Origin of the sequence: Isoptericola luteus, from assembly GCF_020297055.1 — a bacterium.
In the GTDB taxonomy this organism is placed as follows: Bacteria; Actinomycetota; Actinomycetes; order Actinomycetales; family Cellulomonadaceae; genus Isoptericola; species Isoptericola luteus.
This window is the reverse complement of the sequence record NZ_JAIXCQ010000005.1, coordinates 156,697-171,489: the sequence shown is the minus strand read 5'-3', so window position 1 is coordinate 171,489 and position 14,793 is coordinate 156,697. Positions and strand designations below refer to the sequence as shown.

Genomic DNA, 14,793 nt, shown 5'->3' with positions numbered 1-14,793 from the left:
CACGCTGCGTCTCAGACGGAGAGCGTCAGAGCTTCTCGCCGACGAAGACCGTCAGCGCGACGAGCGAGTTGGAGTAGCCCCACTCGTTGTCGTACCAGGAGACGACCTTGACCTGGTTGCCGATCACCTTGGTGAGCTTGGCGTCGAAGATGCTCTGGTGCGGGTCGGTGACGATGTCCGTGGAGACGATGTCGTCCTCGACGTACGACAGCACGCCCTTGAGGGGGCCCTCGGCGGCGGCCTTGACCGCGGCGTTGACCTCCTCGACCGTGACCTCCTTCGGAGCCTCGAAGGTGAGGTCGGTGGCCGAGCCGGTGATCACGGGCACGCGCAGCGCGTAGCCGTCCAGCTTGCCCTTGAGCTCCGGGAGCACGAGGGCCACGGCCTTGGCGGCGCCGGTCGTGGTCGGCACGATGTTCTGCGCGGCCGCACGGGCGCGACGCAGGTCCTTGTGCGGACCGTCCTGGAGGTTCTGGTCACCGGTGTAGGCGTGGATCGTGGTCATGAGGCCACGCTCGATGCCGATCGAGTCGTTGAGCGCCTTCGCCAGGGGGGCGAGGCAGTTCGTGGTGCACGACGCGTTCGAGATGATGTGGTGCGCAGCCGGGTCGTACTGGTCGTTGTTCACGCCCATGACGAACGTGGCGTCCTCGTTCTTCGCCGGGGCGGAGATGATGACCTTCTTCGCGCCCGCGTCAAGGTGCGCCTTGGCCTTGGTCGCGTCGGTGAAGAAACCGGTCGACTCGATGACGATGTCGGCGCCCAGCTCGCCCCAGGGGAGGTTGGCCGGGTCGCGCTCGGCGAGGGCACGGATCTTGTGCCCGCCGACGATGATGTTGTCGTCGTCGAACTCGACCGTCTTGCCCAGGCGGCCCAGCACCGTGTCGTACTTGAGCAGGTGGGCCAGGGTCTTGTTGTCCGTCAGGTCGTTGACGCCCACGACCTCGACGTCCGCACCCGACTCGACGATTGCGCGGTAGAAGTTCCGTCCGATACGACCGAAGCCGTTGATCCCGACGCGGATGGTCACGATTGCCCTCCTCAGGGCGCGCCGGGGATGTACCGGCGCACACGGTTGATGCCGACTTCCGCACGCCATCGGCGTGCTGATGATGAACGTCGAGACCCTGGCACCCCCGACGTCACAGCTTCGGGCGGTCTGCCGCGGGCCACGTCGTCGTCACCTGACGTGCCGAGCCTATACCCAACCCCTACCGTCCGCCGACCCGGCCGCCACCCGTGAGACGCGTGGTCTTACCACACGGTCGACAGCATCAGAGGTCCAGGAGGTCCGGCGGCAGCCCGGCCTCCGTGTCGGGCACGCCCAGCTCCATCGCCTTCTTGTCGGCCGTCGAGAGCAGGCGCCGGATGCGCCCCGCCACGGCGTCCTTCGACAGCGGCGGGTCGGCGAGCTGGCCCAGCTCCTCGAGCGACGCCTGCTTGTGGGCGAGCCTCAGCTCGCCCGCCTGCTGCAGGTGCTCCGGGACCTCCTCCCCCAGGATCTCGAACGCCCGCTGCACCCGCGCCCCCGCCGCCACGGCCGCCCGGGCCGAGCGCCGCAGGTTGGCGTCGTCGAAGTTCGCGAGCCGGTTCGCCGTGCCCCGCACCTCGCGCCGGGCACGACGCTCGTCCCACACCTGACGCGTCGCCGGGGCGCCCATCCGGCGCAGGATCTCGCTGATCGCCTCGCCGTCGCGGACCACCACCCGGTCGACGCCACGGACCTCGCGGGACTTCGCCTGGACGCCGAGCCGGCGCGCCGCCCCGACCAGCGCGAGCGCCGCCTCCGGGCCCGGGCACGTGACCTCCAGCGCCATCGACCGCCCCGGCTCCGTCAGGGAGCCGTGCGCGAGGAACGCACCGCGCCACACGGCCTCCGCCTCGGCCACGCCCGCAGAGACGACCTCCGGAGCCAGGCCGCGCACCGGCCGGCCGCGCGAGTCCAGCAGGCCCGTCTGCCGGGCCAGCGACTCGCCGTCCCGCACCACCCGCACCACGTACCGGTGGTGCTTGCGCAGCCCGCCCGCCTGCACCACGATCAGCTCGCTCGTGTGCCCGTACAGGTCGGTGATGGCGCGCCGCAGCCTCGCCGCCCCCGACTCCGTGTCGAGCTCCGCCTCGATGACGACGCGGCCCGAGATGATGTGCAGGCCCCCGGAGAACCGCAGCGTCGACGAGACCTCCGCCTTGCGGCACGACGTCCGCGTCACCTTGACCCGCGTGAGCTCGTCCTTCACCTCTGCCGTCAGCGCCATGGCGTCATCCTGCCACGCGCGACGGCCCCCGACGGCCGCGGTGCGTCCGCCCGCTCAGGCACCCGGGACGTCGCCGTAGACCCCCTCGAAGACGTCCCGGAACGCGGCGGCCAGGCGCAGCGGGTCGTGCAGCGGGCTGCCGTCGCCCCGGCGCACCTGACGCATGAGCACGCGGGCGCCCATCTGCGCGGCGGCGTCCTCCAGCTCCGCGATGTCCTCGACCGCCGACGGGTCGGCCAGCACCGCGTCGACCCGCAGGCCCGGGGCGTGGCGGGCCAGGGCCTCCAGGTGGTCGGTCGCCGTCAGGTCCTGGGTCTCGCCCCGCTCCGGCGCGAGGTTGAGCGTCACGCAGATGCGCGCGCTCGTCTCGTACAGCGCCCTCGCCAGGTCCGGCACGAGCAGGTGCACGAGCACCGAGGAGAACCACGAGCCGGGGCCGAGGACGACCCAGTCCGCGGCGCGGATCGCGTCGACCGACTCCGGGCAGGCGGGCGGTGCGGCCGGCACGAGCCGCAGCTGCTCGATGCGGCCCTCCGTCTTGGCGACCCTGCTCTGCCCCACGACGTGCTGCAGCTCCGCATCGGCCCCGCACCGCACGTCCGCCTCGACGACGAGCGGCACGGAGGCCATGGGCAGCACCCGTCCACGGGCACCCAGCAGCCTCCCGACCCAGTCGAGCCCCTGCACCGTGTCGCCGAGCTGTTGCCACAGCGTCACGATGAGCAGGTTGCCCATGGCGTGGTTGTCGAGGCTGCCCGCCGAACGGAACCGGTGCTGCAGCATGTCGCTCCAGGTGCGGCCCCACTCCGAGTCGTCGCACAGCGCGGCGAGCGCCATGCGCAGGTCTCCCGGCGGCAGCACGTCCAGCTCCTCGCGCAGCCGGCCCGACGACCCCCCGTCGTCGGCGACCGTCACGACGGCCGTCAGCTGGTCCGACATCAGGCGCAGCGCACGCAGGCTCGAGGACAAGCCGTGACCGCCCCCGAGCGCGACGACGCGAGGGGAGACGCCCAGCGCCATCACTCCTTCCCGAGGTCGCGAGCCGTGACCGTCACCCGCTGGCCGGCCGCGCGCAGGCGCTCGGCGATCTCGCCCGCGATCGCCACCGAGCGGTGCTTGCCGCCCGTGCAGCCGACGGCGATCGTCACGTAGCGCTTCTCCTCGTTCAGGTAGCCCGCCAGCACGGGCTCCAGCGCGGCGACGTAGCGGTCCACGAACTCGAGGGCACCCGGCCGCTCGAGCACGTAGTCGCGCACCGGGGCGTCCCGGCCGGTGAGGTGGCGCAGCTCGGTGATCCAGTAGGGGTTCGCCAGGAAGCGGACGTCCGCCACATGGTCCGCGTCGAGGGGCAGCCCGTACTTGAACCCGAACGCGAGCACGTTCACCCGCAGCGCCTCCGGCGCTCCCTCGGACACCGCTGCGCGGACCTCCCGGGCCAGGTCGTGCACCGACAGCTCGGACGTGTCGATGACGAAGTCGGCGCGCTCGGCGATCGTCGCGAGCCGGCGCCGCTCGTCGCCGATGCCGTCCAGGATGCGCCCCTCCCCCTGCAGCGGGTGCGGGCGGCGCACGCTCTCGTAGCGCCGCACGAGAACGTCGTCACGCGCGTCGAGGAAGAGGATCCGGTACAGCAGGCCGGAGTCACGCAGGTGCTCCAGCACCTGGGCGAGCTCGTGGAAGTACTCGCGCCCACGCACGTCGACGACGACGGCCAGCCGCTCGACGGAGGACCCGGCACGCGTCATGAGGTCGACGAGCGGGACGATCATCAGCGGCGGGAGGTTGTCGACCACGAACCAGTCGAGGTCCTCCAGGACGCCGGCCGCGCGGGACCGCCCGGCCCCGGACATGCCGGTGATGATGAGGACCTCGGGCTCCGTGCGCTCCGGGGCCGGCGTCGCGGCCTCGATCTCGGGGATGCCCTGGGGAACGGTGATCGGCGACGGCTCGGTCATGCGCCCAGCATGCCAGCGCGGGCACCGTCGCGGGGTGTTCGCGCCGGCCTGGGCGCGTCGGACGTCCCGGGGTTCTCCGGCGTGTCGGACGGGGCGTCGGGCCGGGCGAGCGCCGCCACGACCGTCTCGGCCGTCTTGCGGCCCATCCCCGGCACGGCCGCGACCTGCTCGACCGTCGCGGCACGCAGCCGCTTCACCGACCCGAACTCGGCCAGCAGCGCCCGGCGGCGGGCCGGGCCGAGGCCCGGGACGTCGTCGAGCACGGACGCCGTCATCCCCTTGCTGCGCCGGCGCCGGTGCTGGGCGATCGCGAACCGGTGGGCCTCGTCGCGGACCCGCTGCAAGAGGTAGAGGCCCTCCGAGGCGCGCTGCAGGATCACCGGGTACTCCTCGCCCGGGAGCCAGACCTCCTCGAGCCGCTTGGCGAGCCCGCACAGCGCCACGTCGGTGACCCCGAGCTCGGACAGCGCCCGCGCCGCCGCCGCTACCTGGGGCGGTCCGCCGTCGACCACGACCAGGTTCGGGGGGTACGCGAACCGCTTGGGCTCCGACTCCGTGGTGGCCTCCACCTCGCCCGAGCGCAGCGGTGCCGGCACCCCGGCCGCGGCACCCCCGTCGCCGCCGTCGGCATCGGCCGTGTCCCTGTCGTCGAGCTCGACGTCCCCGGCCGCGAGCCGGTCCGCCACGTACCGCCGGAACCGGCGCGTGATGACCTCGTGCATCGCGGCGGTGTCGTCGCGGGCGCCGTCGCCCTCCGGGCCGCGCACCGAGAACGTGCGGTACTCGCTCTTGCGCGGCAGTCCGTCCTCGAACACGACCATCGACGCGGACTGGTAGGACCCCTGCGTGTGCGAGACGTCGTAGCACTCGATGCGCAGCGGGGCCGCGTCGAGGCCCAGGCCCTCCTGGATCTCCTGCAGCGCCTGGCTGCGCGTCGTCAGGTCGCCCGCCCGGCGCGTCCGGTGCAGGACGAGGGCGTGCTCGGCGTTCGCCCGCACGGTCGCCGCGAGCTCGCGCTTGTCCCCCCGCTGCGGCACCCGCAGGTCCACCCGGGCTCCGCGCAGGCCCGTGAGCCACGTCGCCATCTGCTCCGGGTCGGGCGGCAGCACCGGCACGAGCACCTCCCGAGGTACGGCGTCGCGCGCCGCCTGTCGCTCCGTCGCCCTGGTCTGCGCGTCCTCGGCCGCGCCCCTGGCGTCCTCCACCGCCCCGTACACCTGCTGGAGGAGGTGCTCGACGAGCTCGGCGTCGGTGATGTCCTCCACCTTCTCCACGACCCAGCCGCGCTGCCCACGAATCCTGCCGCCGCGCACGTGGAAGACCTGGATGGCGGCCTCGAGCTCGTCGCCCACGAGGGCGAACACGTCCACGTCGGTGGCGTCGGGCAGGACGACCGCGTTCTTCTCCGTCGCGCGGCGCAGCGCCTCGATGTCGTCGCGCAGCCGGGCGGCCTGCTCGTACTCCATGTTCTCGGCAGCCTCGCGCATCCGCGCCGTGAGGCGACGCTCGAACCGCCCGGTGTCACCGGCCATGAAGTCGCAGAAGTCGCGCGCGAGCTGCTGGTGGTCCTCCACGCTGATGCGGCCCACGCACGGCGCGGAACACTTGTCGATGTAGCCCAGCAGGCAGGGGCGCCCCGTCTGGTGCGCACGCTTGTACACCCCGGCGGAGCAGGTACGCACGGGGAACACCCGCAGCAGGAGGTCGAGCGTCTCGCGGATCGCCCAGGCGTGGCCGTACGGGCCGAAGTACCGCGTGCCGGGGCGCTTGGCACCACGCATCACCTGGGCGCGCGGCACCTCCTCGCCCAGCGTCACGGCCAGGTACGGGTACGACTTGTCGTCGCGGTACTTGACGTTGAAGCGGGGGTCGAACTCCTTGATCCAGGAGTACTCGAGGGCGAGCGCCTCGACCTCGGTGCCGACCACGGTCCACTCGACGGACGCCGCCGTCGTGACCATCGTCTGCGTGCGGTGGTGCAGGTTCGCGACGTCCTGGAAGTAGCTGGACAGGCGCGAGCGCAGGTTCTTGGCCTTGCCGACATAGATCACCCGGCCGTGCGGGTCGCGGAAGCGGTACACCCCCGGCGAGGTCGGGATCTCCCCCGGCTTCGGTCGGTACGTCGCTGGGTCTGCCATGCGCGTCAGCCTAGGTCAGGCCGGTGACACGACAGGGCGCGCCGCGGGCCGGTCCCGGCCGACGAGCGCCCCGTCGCCGGCGCGGTCAGGCGCCCTCGGTCAGCCGCACCGGGGCGGGCTCGACCAGGACGGAGAAGTTCACCGATCGGGCGATGAAGCACAGGGCGTGCGCGCGGCGGTGCAGCTCGGCGATCGCCGCGTCGGTGCTCGACGGCCCGGGGTCCGCCGCGACGCGAGGACGCAGCGTGACGTCGGTGAACTGCCCCTCGCCCCGGGCCTCGACGCGCATGGTGCCCGTGGTGTCGTCCGTGTACTCCCGCACCACCAGGCCGGTCTCTGCCGCGAGGTGCAGGAACCACAGCATGTGGCACTGGGCCAGGCTCGCGACGAACAGCTCCTCGGGGCTGTACCGGGCCGGGTCGCCCCGGAACGTCGGGTCGGCACTTCCGGGCAGCCACGGCTTGCCCGGCAGCTGCACCCGGTGGTCCCGGGAGTATGCCGTGTACGACGTGGTGCCCATGGCCGGACCCTCGCCCACCGGGGGATCCGGCCAGGAGACGGTCACGGAGTAGTTGTGATGCGCGCCCATGGCCACACGCTATGGGGTCAGGCCGCGCTGCGCTTGCCGGTGCGCTTGGCCCGGCCGGCCGCCTTCGCCGGCGCGACCGCCCCGCCACGCGCCGGTGCGGGGGACGCGACGGCGACGGGCGCGTGCCCCGCCAGTGCCTCCGCGAGGAAGCGCCCTGTGTGGCTCGACCCGACCTTCGCGACCTCCTCGGGCGTCCCCTGCGCCACCACGGTGCCCCCGCCGGACCCGCCCTCCGGGCCCATGTCGACGATCCAGTCCGCGCTCTTGACGACGTCCAGGTTGTGCTCGATCACGAGCACGGTGTTGCCCTTGTCGACCAGCGACTGCAGCACCCCGAGAAGGCGCCGGATGTCCTCGAAGTGCAGGCCCGTGGTCGGCTCGTCGAGGACGTAGATCGTGCGGCCGGTCGAGCGCTTCTGCAGCTCGCTCGCAAGCTTCACGCGCTGCGCCTCGCCGCCCGACAGCGTGGGGGCAGGCTGCCCCAGCCGGACGTACCCCAGGCCGACGTCGACGAGAGTGGCCAGGTAGCGGGAGATCGCGGGGAACGCGGCGAAGAACTCCGCCGCCTCCTCGATCGGCATGTTCAGCACGTCCGCGACCGTGCGCCCCTTGAAGTGCACCTCGAGGGTCTCCCGGTTGTAGCGGGCTCCGTGGCACACCTCGCAGGGCACGTACACGTCGGGCAGGAAGTTCATCTCGATCTTCAGCGTGCCGTCTCCCGCGCAGGCCTCGCACCGGCCGCCCTTGACGTTGAAGGAGAACCGGCCCGGGCCGTACCCGCGCACCTTGGCCTCCTCCGTCTCCGCGAAGATCTTGCGGATGCGGTCCCACACGCCCGTGTACGTGGCAGGGTTCGACCGGGGTGTGCGCCCGATCGGGCCCTGGTCGACGTGCACGACCTTGTCGAGGTGCTCGGTCCCCGTGACACGCCGGTGCCGGCCGGCGACCTGGCGGGCCCCGTTGAGCTCGTTCGCGAGCACCGTGTGCAGGATCGAGTTCACCAACGTGGACTTGCCGGAGCCCGAGACGCCCGTCACCGCGGTGAGCACGCCGAGCGGGAACGACACGTCGATCCCGCGCAGGTTGTTCTCGCGCGCCCCGACCACCGTGACCTGGCGGTCCGGGTCGACGCCGCGGCGCGCGGCCGGGAGGGGGATGCTGCGCCGGCCGGCGAGGTACGCCCCCGTCAGGGAGCCCTCGGCGGTCAGCAGGCCGGCGTAGTCGCCCGAGTGGACCACCTGGCCGCCGTGCTCCCCGGCGCCGGGGCCGACGTCCACGATCCAGTCGGCCGCGCGGATCGTGTCCTCGTCGTGCTCCACGACGATGAGGGTGTTCCCGAGGTCCCGCAGGCGCGTGAGCGTGTCGATCAGGCGTCGGTTGTCGCGCTGGTGCAGGCCGATCGACGGCTCGTCGAGCACGTACAGCACGCCGACCAGGCCGGAGCCGATCTGGGTCGCGAGCCGGATGCGCTGCGCCTCGCCGCCGGAGAGCGTGCCCGCCGGCCGCTCCAGCGAGAGGTAGTGCAGACCGACGTCGACCAGGAACCCCAGGCGCGCGTGGATCTCCTTGAGCACCTCGGAGGCGATGGCACGCTCGCGCTGGCCCAGCTCGAGCCCGTCGAGGAACTCCTTCGCCTCGTCGATCGGCATGCGGCACACGTCCCAGATCGACCTGCCCCCGACCGTGACCGCGAGCACCTCGGGCTTGAGGCGCGCGCCGGAGCACACCGGACACGGGACCTCCCGCATGTACGCCTCGTACTTCTCCTTCGACCAGTCGGACTCGGTCTCCCGGTGCCGGCGCTCGAGGAACGTCACCGCTCCCTCGAACCCCGTCGAGTACTGCCGCTCGCGACCCCACCGGTTCTTGTAGCGCACGTGCACCTTGTGGTCGCGCCCGTGCAGGATCGCGTCCCGTGCCCGCTTCGGCAGGGCCCGCCACGGGACGTCCATGGAGAAGCTCATCTCGTCCGCGAGCGCCGACAGCACCCGCGTGAAGTACTCGGACGACGTGAGCGCCCACGGCACCACGGCGCCGTCCCGCAGCGTCTTCTCCTCGTCCGGCACCACGAGGTCGGGGTCCACCTCGAGGCGGAAGCCGATGCCCGTGCACTCCGGGCAGGCGCCGTAGGGCGCGTTGAAGGAGAAGGTGCGAGGCTCGATCTCGTCGAGCGTCAGCGGGTGGTCGTTCGGGCACGCGCGCTTCTCGGAGAACTTCCGGACGCGGTCGAGGTCGTCGATGTCCGCGTCGACCAGCTCGACGAGCACGAGCCCGCCGGCGAGGGACAGCGCCGTCTCCACGGAGTCCGTGAGCCGGCGCTGCACGCCGTCCCGGGCCACGAGCCGGTCGACGACCACCTCGATGTCGTGCTTGAGCTTCTTCTCCAGGGCCGGCGGCTCCGCGAGCTGCACCACCTCGCCGTCGACCCGGGCGCGGGCGAAGCCCTGCGTCTGCAGCTCGTGGAACAGGTCCACGTACTCGCCCTTGCGCCCGCGCACCACGGGTGCCAGCACCTGGTAGCGCGTGCCCTCGGGCAGCTCGAGCAGCTTGTCCACGATCTGCTGCGGCGTCTGCGAGCGCACGGCCTCACCGCAGACCGGGCAGTGCTGCGTCCCGGCCCGGGCGAACAGCAGGCGCAGGTAGTCGTAGACCTCGGTGATCGTGCCCACCGTCGAGCGCGGGTTGCGGTTGGTCGACTTCTGGTCGATCGACACGGCCGGCGACAGGCCCTCGATGAAGTCGACGTCGGGCTTGTCCATCTGACCGAGGAACTGCCGCGCGTACGCGGACAGCGACTCCACGTAGCGGCGCTGCCCCTCGGCGAAGATGGTGTCGAAGGCCAGGGACGACTTGCCGGAGCCTGACAGACCCGTGAAGACGATGAGCTGGTCCCGCGGGAGATCGAGCTCGACGTTACGCAGGTTGTGCTCACGGGCGCCGGAGATGACGAGGCGATTGCTCACCGCAGCATCGTACGGCCCCGGACCGACATTCGCACACGTGTTCTATGGGTCACACTCCCGCGGAGCGGGCCGACGAGCCTCGCCGGACAGCCCTGCACCACGGTGGCCGACGTGCTTTGATGCCGGTCATGGCCGTCTTCGCAGTCACCTACGTCTACGTGTCGGACGCCGCCCGCCTGGACGACGTGCGCCCCGATCACCGGGCCTTCCTGGGCGAGCTGCACGCCCAGGGCGTGCTCCACGTCTCCGGACCGCTGCCGCCCTCGCCGGACGGCGCACCGGCCGGCGCGCTGCTCGTCGTCGAGGCGGAGGACGTCACGACTGCGCTCCGCGTGCTCGACGAGGACCCCTTCCGCCGAGCTGGCCTCCTCGCGGACCGTTCCGCGCGCGAGTGGGTGCCGGTGATCGGCGGCTTCGCCCGCTGAGCACGACGGCCGGTCCTCAGGCGGCGTACCGCCCGGGGACCGGCCGTCGTGGCACGGCCCGGCCTCAGGGCTGGTCGGAGACGTCCGCAGACTCCCGCGCGGACTCGAGGGCCGCCGACCGCTTCGTCTTGAGCAGGCTCGCGACCGTGGCGATGCCGATCGAGCCGAGGATCACCGTCAGCGACAGCCAGATCGGGATCTCGGGCGCCCACTGCACGTGCTGCCCGCCGTTGATGAACGGCACGGTGTTCGTGTGCAGCGCCTCGAAGACGAGCTTGACCCCGATGAAGCCCAGGATCACGGCGAGGGCGATCGGCAGGTACACGAGCCGCTCGAGGAGGCCGCCGAGCAGGAAGTAGAGCTGGCGCAGCCCCATGAGGGCGAACAGGTTCGCCGTGAACACGATGAACGGGTCCTTCGTGAGCCCGAAGATCGCCGGGATCGAGTCCAGCGCGAACAGGAGGTCGGTCGAGCCGATCGCGACGAACACGACGACCATCGGGGTGAACATCCTCTTGCCGTCCACCACCGTGCGCACGCGTGCGCCGTCGTAGTCCTTGCTCACCGGCAGCACCCGCCGCAGGAGCCGGATCGCGACGTTCTCCTTGAACTCCTCCTCGTCGTCGCCTCCGGCGACCAGCTTGATCGCCGTGTAGACGAGGAACGCGCCGAACAGGTAGAAGACCCAGACGAACTGCTCGAGGATCGCCGCTCCGGCGACGATGAACGCCGCCCGCAGCACCAGGGCGATGATGATGCCGACCATCAGCACCATCTGCTGGTGCTGCCGCGGCACGGCGAACCTCGACATGATGATGACGAAGACGAAGAGGTTGTCGACGCTCAGCGAGTACTCGGTGAGCCATCCGGCGTAGAACTCCCCCGCGGGCGCCGCGCCGCCGACCGCGAGCACGACCAGGCCGAAGACGAGTGCGAGCCCGACGTAGAAGCCGACCCAGATGCCGCTCTCCTTCATGCTCGGCACGTGGGGGCGGCGGGCGACGATCAGCAGGTCGGCGACCAGCAGGAGGATCAGGGTGGACAGCGACGCCACCTCGAACCAGACGGGCAGCTCGTGGATCATGCATCAGCCTCTCGGGAGTCGGTCTGCGGGGTGGAGGTCTCGTCCGGCGCGTCGCCCACCACTCTCGCACGCGTGACGTGGCGGTCGCGCAGCAGCGAGGCCACGGTGGTGATGGCCAGGACGACCACGATGAACACCAGGGAGACGGCCGTGGAGATCTCCGGGACGACCTCGATGTGCTGGCCGCCGTTGATGAACGGGACCTCGTTCGTGTGCATCGCGTGGATGAGGAGCTTCACGCCGATGAAGCCGAGGATCGCCGCCAGGCCGTAGTTGAGGTAGACCAGCCGGTCGAGGAGTCCGTCCACCAGGAAGTACAGCTGGCGCAGGCCCAGCAGCGAGAAGGCGTTGGCAGCGAAGACGAGGTAGGTCTCCTGGGTGAGCCCGAAGATCGCCGGGATGGAGTCCACGGCGAACAGCAGGTCGGCGCTGCCGATCGCGATCATCACCGTGAGCATCGGCGTGATGTAGCGCTTGCCGTCGATCTTCGTGGTCAGCTTGTCGCCGACGTAGGAGTCGGTGGTCGGGAACAGCCGCCGCGTCAGGCGCAGCACGCTGTTCTCCTCGAACTCCTCGTCGTGGCTCGTGCCGGACCGCGCCTGGCTGATCGCCGTCCAGATGAGGAACGCGCCGAACACGTAGAAGACCCAGGCGAAGTTCGCGATGATCGCGGCACCGGCGAAGATGAAGACGGTGCGCAGCACGAGCGCGATCGTGATGCCGATCAGCAGGACCCGCTGCTGGAACTCCCGCGGCACCCGGAAGCTGGTCATGATCAGCACGAACACGAACAGGTTGTCGACCGACAGGCTCTTCTCGGTGATGTACCCGGCGAAGTACTCGCCGCCGTAGGTACTGCCCCAGGCCAACCACACGATCACGCCGAAGACGAGGGCGACGGCCACGTAGGCCGCCGACCAGAGCGCCGACTCCCGGAGGGAGGGCGCGTGCGGCGTCCGCACGTGGCCGACATAGTCGACGGCGAGCATCGCGACGATCACGACGACGGTCGCGATCCAGACCCAGACGGGCACATCCATGGGTAGTCCTCCGGTACGTAGCACTGAGCACCGAAGGTCTTCTCCACCTGGCGCCCGACGGACGCACAGGCCGGTGGGACCGGACCGGCGTCGACGCCGGCCGTGATGACGACCTCACCGCTTGCGGAGTACTCCCCCTCAACGAGGGGACAGCATACGGGACGCCGCTCGTGGTCCGCCCGCGCCGCCGTCGTCCGGGACCGGTCAGGCTCGCCCGCGCCGGTCAGGACGTGGCGGCCTGCATCTGCCGGAGCTCCTTCTTGAGCCCGCTGATCTCGTCCCGGAGCCGCGCGGCCACCTCGAACTGCAGCTCGGCCGCGGCGGCGTGCATCTGGTCGCTGAGCTCCTGGATGAGCTCGGCCAGCTCGCCCGCCGCCACGCCCGCGAGCCGGTTCCCGGTGACGGCGCCCTCCTTGGGCCCGCCGGGCACCGGGGCCTTCCCCCTGCCCGACGACGACGGCGACTTGCGGTACCCGCCCGCCAGGAGCTCGGCCGTGTCGATGTCCTCGCGCGCCAGCATGTCCGTGACGTCCGCGATCTTCTTGCGCAGCGGCTGCGGGTCGAGCCCGCGCTCGAGGTTGTAGGCGACCTGCTTCTCTCGCCGTCGCGTGGTCTCGTCGATGGCGAACCGCATCGCGGGCGTGATCTTGTCCGCGTACATGTGCACCTCGCCGGTGACGTGACGGGCCGCGCGCCCGATCGTCTGGATGAGCGAGCGCTCCGAGCGCAGGAACCCCTCCTTGTCGGCGTCGAGGATCGCCACCAGGGAGACCTCCGGCAGGTCGAGGCCCTCGCGCAGCAGGTTGATGCCGACCAGGACGTCGTACTCCCCCAGCCGCAGCTCGCGCAGCAGCTCGACACGGCGCAGCGTGTCGACCTCGGAGTGCAGGTAGCGCACCCGCACGTCCTTCTCGAGGAAGTAGTCGGTGAGGTCCTCGGCCATCTTCTTCGTCAGGGTCGTGACCAGCACGCGCTCGTCCCGCTCGACACGCTCACGGATCTCGTGCAGCAGGTCGTCGATCTGCCCCGTCGTGGGCTTGACCACCACCTGGGGGTCCACCAGGCCCGTGGGCCGGATGATCTGCTCCACCACGCCGTCCGACATCGACATCTCGTAGGCGCCGGGCGTGGCCGACAGGTAGACCGTCTGCCCGATGCGCTCGACGAACTCCTCCCAGCGCAACGGCCGGTTGTCCATCGCGCTCGGCAGGCGGAACCCGTGCTCGACGAGGGACCGCTTGCGCGACATGTCGCCCTCGAACATCGCCCCGATCTGCGGCACCGTGACGTGCGACTCGTCGATCACCAGCAGGAAGTCCTCGGGGAAGTAGTCGAGGAGCGTGTGGGGTGCCGTGCCCGCGGCGCGCCCGTCGATGTGCCGCGAGTAGTTCTCGATCCCGCTGCAGGTGCCGATCTGGCGCATCATCTCGATGTCGTACGTGGTGCGCATGCGCAGCCGCTGCGCCTCGAGAAGCTTGTTCTGCCGCTCCAGCTCCGCAAGCCGCTCGGTCAGCTCCGCCTCGATGCCGCCGATCGCCCGCTCCATGCGTTCCGGCCCGGCCACATAGTGGGTGGCCGGGAACAGGTACACGCTCTGCTCGTTGCGGACGACCTCGCCCGTCAAGGGGTGCAGCGTCTGGATCGACTCGATCTCGTCGCCGAACATCTCGATGCGTACCGCGAGCTCCTCGTACACCGGGATGATCTCGACGGTGTCCCCCCGCACGCGGAAGGTGCCCCGCGTGAACGCGACGTCGTTGCGCGTGTACTGCATCTGGACGAACCGGCGCAGCATGTCGTCCCGGTCCACGACGTCGCCGACGTCCAGGCGGACCATCCGGTCCACGTACTCCTGCGGCGTGCCCAGTCCGTAGATGCACGAGACGGACGCGACCACGACGACGTCGCGCCGGGTGAGCAGGGACGACGTCGCCGAGTGGCGCAGTCGTTCGACCTCGTCGTTGATCGACGAGTCCTTCTCGATGTACGTGTCCGTCTGCGCGATGTACGCCTCGGGCTGGTAGTAGTCGTAGTACGACACGAAGTACTCGACGGCGTTGTTCGGGAGCAGCTCGCGGAACTCGGTCGCCAGCTGGGCGGCGAGGGTCTTGTTCGGCGCCATGACCAGCGTGGGGCGCTGCAGCTTCTCGATGAGCCACGCGGTGGTCGCGCTCTTGCCGGTGCCCGTCGCGCCCAGCAGCACCACGTCCTTCTCCCCCGCCTGGATGCGGGACGAGAGCTGGTCGATGGCGCCCGGCTGGTCGCCCGAGGGCTGGAACTCCGAGACCACCTCGAAGGGGGCCACGGCGCGCTGCAGGTCGGTGACGGGTCGCATGGAACCACC

The 14,793-nt window shown here is 71.1% G+C and carries 11 protein-coding genes; 1 reads left to right on the top strand and 10 read right to left on the bottom strand.

The window, feature by feature from the left end:
- Positions 1-25: 25 nt before the first annotated feature.
- The 7 genes from gap to uvrA all read right to left on the bottom strand — a co-directional run bounded on the left by gap (position 26) and on the right by uvrA (position 9,900).
- A complete protein-coding gene (gene gap, locus LEP48_RS09430) occupies positions 26-1,030 on the bottom strand; it encodes a type I glyceraldehyde-3-phosphate dehydrogenase (protein WP_225565329.1) in 1,005 nt (334 codons plus the stop codon).
- Between the two features lie 244 nt (positions 1,031-1,274).
- A complete protein-coding gene (whiA, locus tag LEP48_RS09425; RefSeq protein WP_225565328.1) occupies positions 1,275-2,255 on the bottom strand; it encodes a DNA-binding protein WhiA in 981 nt (326 codons plus the stop codon).
- A gap of 54 nt (positions 2,256-2,309) precedes the next feature.
- On the bottom strand, positions 2,310-3,275 hold the full coding sequence (locus tag LEP48_RS09420; protein WP_225565327.1) for a gluconeogenesis factor YvcK family protein: 966 nt from the start codon (positions 3,273-3,275) through the stop codon (positions 2,310-2,312).
- Positions 3,275-4,210: an RNase adapter RapZ gene (rapZ, locus tag LEP48_RS09415; protein WP_225565326.1), complete on the bottom strand. Its 936-nt coding sequence runs from the start codon at positions 4,208-4,210 to the stop codon at positions 3,275-3,277. Before rapZ ends, LEP48_RS09420 begins: the two co-directional genes overlap by 1 nt.
- Positions 4,207-6,348: an excinuclease ABC subunit UvrC gene (gene uvrC, locus LEP48_RS09410; RefSeq protein WP_225565325.1), complete on the bottom strand. Its 2,142-nt coding sequence runs from the start codon at positions 6,346-6,348 to the stop codon at positions 4,207-4,209. Before uvrC ends, rapZ begins: the two co-directional genes overlap by 4 nt.
- A gap of 85 nt (positions 6,349-6,433) precedes the next feature.
- Complete coding sequence (locus tag LEP48_RS09405) at positions 6,434-6,937, bottom strand: OsmC family protein (RefSeq protein ID WP_225565324.1); 504 nt, start codon at positions 6,935-6,937, stop codon at positions 6,434-6,436.
- Between the two features lie 17 nt (positions 6,938-6,954).
- Positions 6,955-9,900 carry an excinuclease ABC subunit UvrA gene (gene uvrA / locus LEP48_RS09400; protein ID WP_225565323.1) on the bottom strand — a complete coding sequence of 982 codons (2,946 nt, stop codon included), beginning with the start codon at positions 9,898-9,900 and terminating at the stop codon, positions 6,955-6,957.
- A 128-nt stretch (positions 9,901-10,028) separates the two neighbouring features.
- On the opposite strand from uvrA, the gene LEP48_RS09395 reads away from it, so the two are divergent.
- Positions 10,029-10,325 carry a YciI family protein gene (locus LEP48_RS09395; protein ID WP_225565322.1) on the top strand — a complete coding sequence of 99 codons (297 nt, stop codon included), beginning with the start codon at positions 10,029-10,031 and terminating at the stop codon, positions 10,323-10,325.
- A 64-nt stretch (positions 10,326-10,389) separates the two neighbouring features.
- Here the strand turns inward: LEP48_RS09395 and LEP48_RS09390 are convergent, their stop codons facing one another.
- The 3 genes from LEP48_RS09390 to uvrB all read right to left on the bottom strand — a co-directional run bounded on the left by LEP48_RS09390 (position 10,390) and on the right by uvrB (position 14,784).
- Positions 10,390-11,409: a TerC family protein gene (locus LEP48_RS09390; protein ID WP_225565321.1), complete on the bottom strand. Its 1,020-nt coding sequence runs from the start codon at positions 11,407-11,409 to the stop codon at positions 10,390-10,392.
- Positions 11,406-12,449 carry a TerC family protein gene (locus tag LEP48_RS09385; RefSeq protein ID WP_225565320.1) on the bottom strand — a complete coding sequence of 348 codons (1,044 nt, stop codon included), beginning with the start codon at positions 12,447-12,449 and terminating at the stop codon, positions 11,406-11,408. The genes LEP48_RS09390 and LEP48_RS09385 overlap by 4 nt, the downstream gene beginning before the upstream one ends.
- Before the next feature lie 223 nt (positions 12,450-12,672).
- A complete protein-coding gene (gene uvrB, locus LEP48_RS09380; protein WP_225565319.1) occupies positions 12,673-14,784 on the bottom strand; it encodes an excinuclease ABC subunit UvrB in 2,112 nt (703 codons plus the stop codon).
- Between the last annotated feature and the right edge of the window lie 9 nt (positions 14,785-14,793).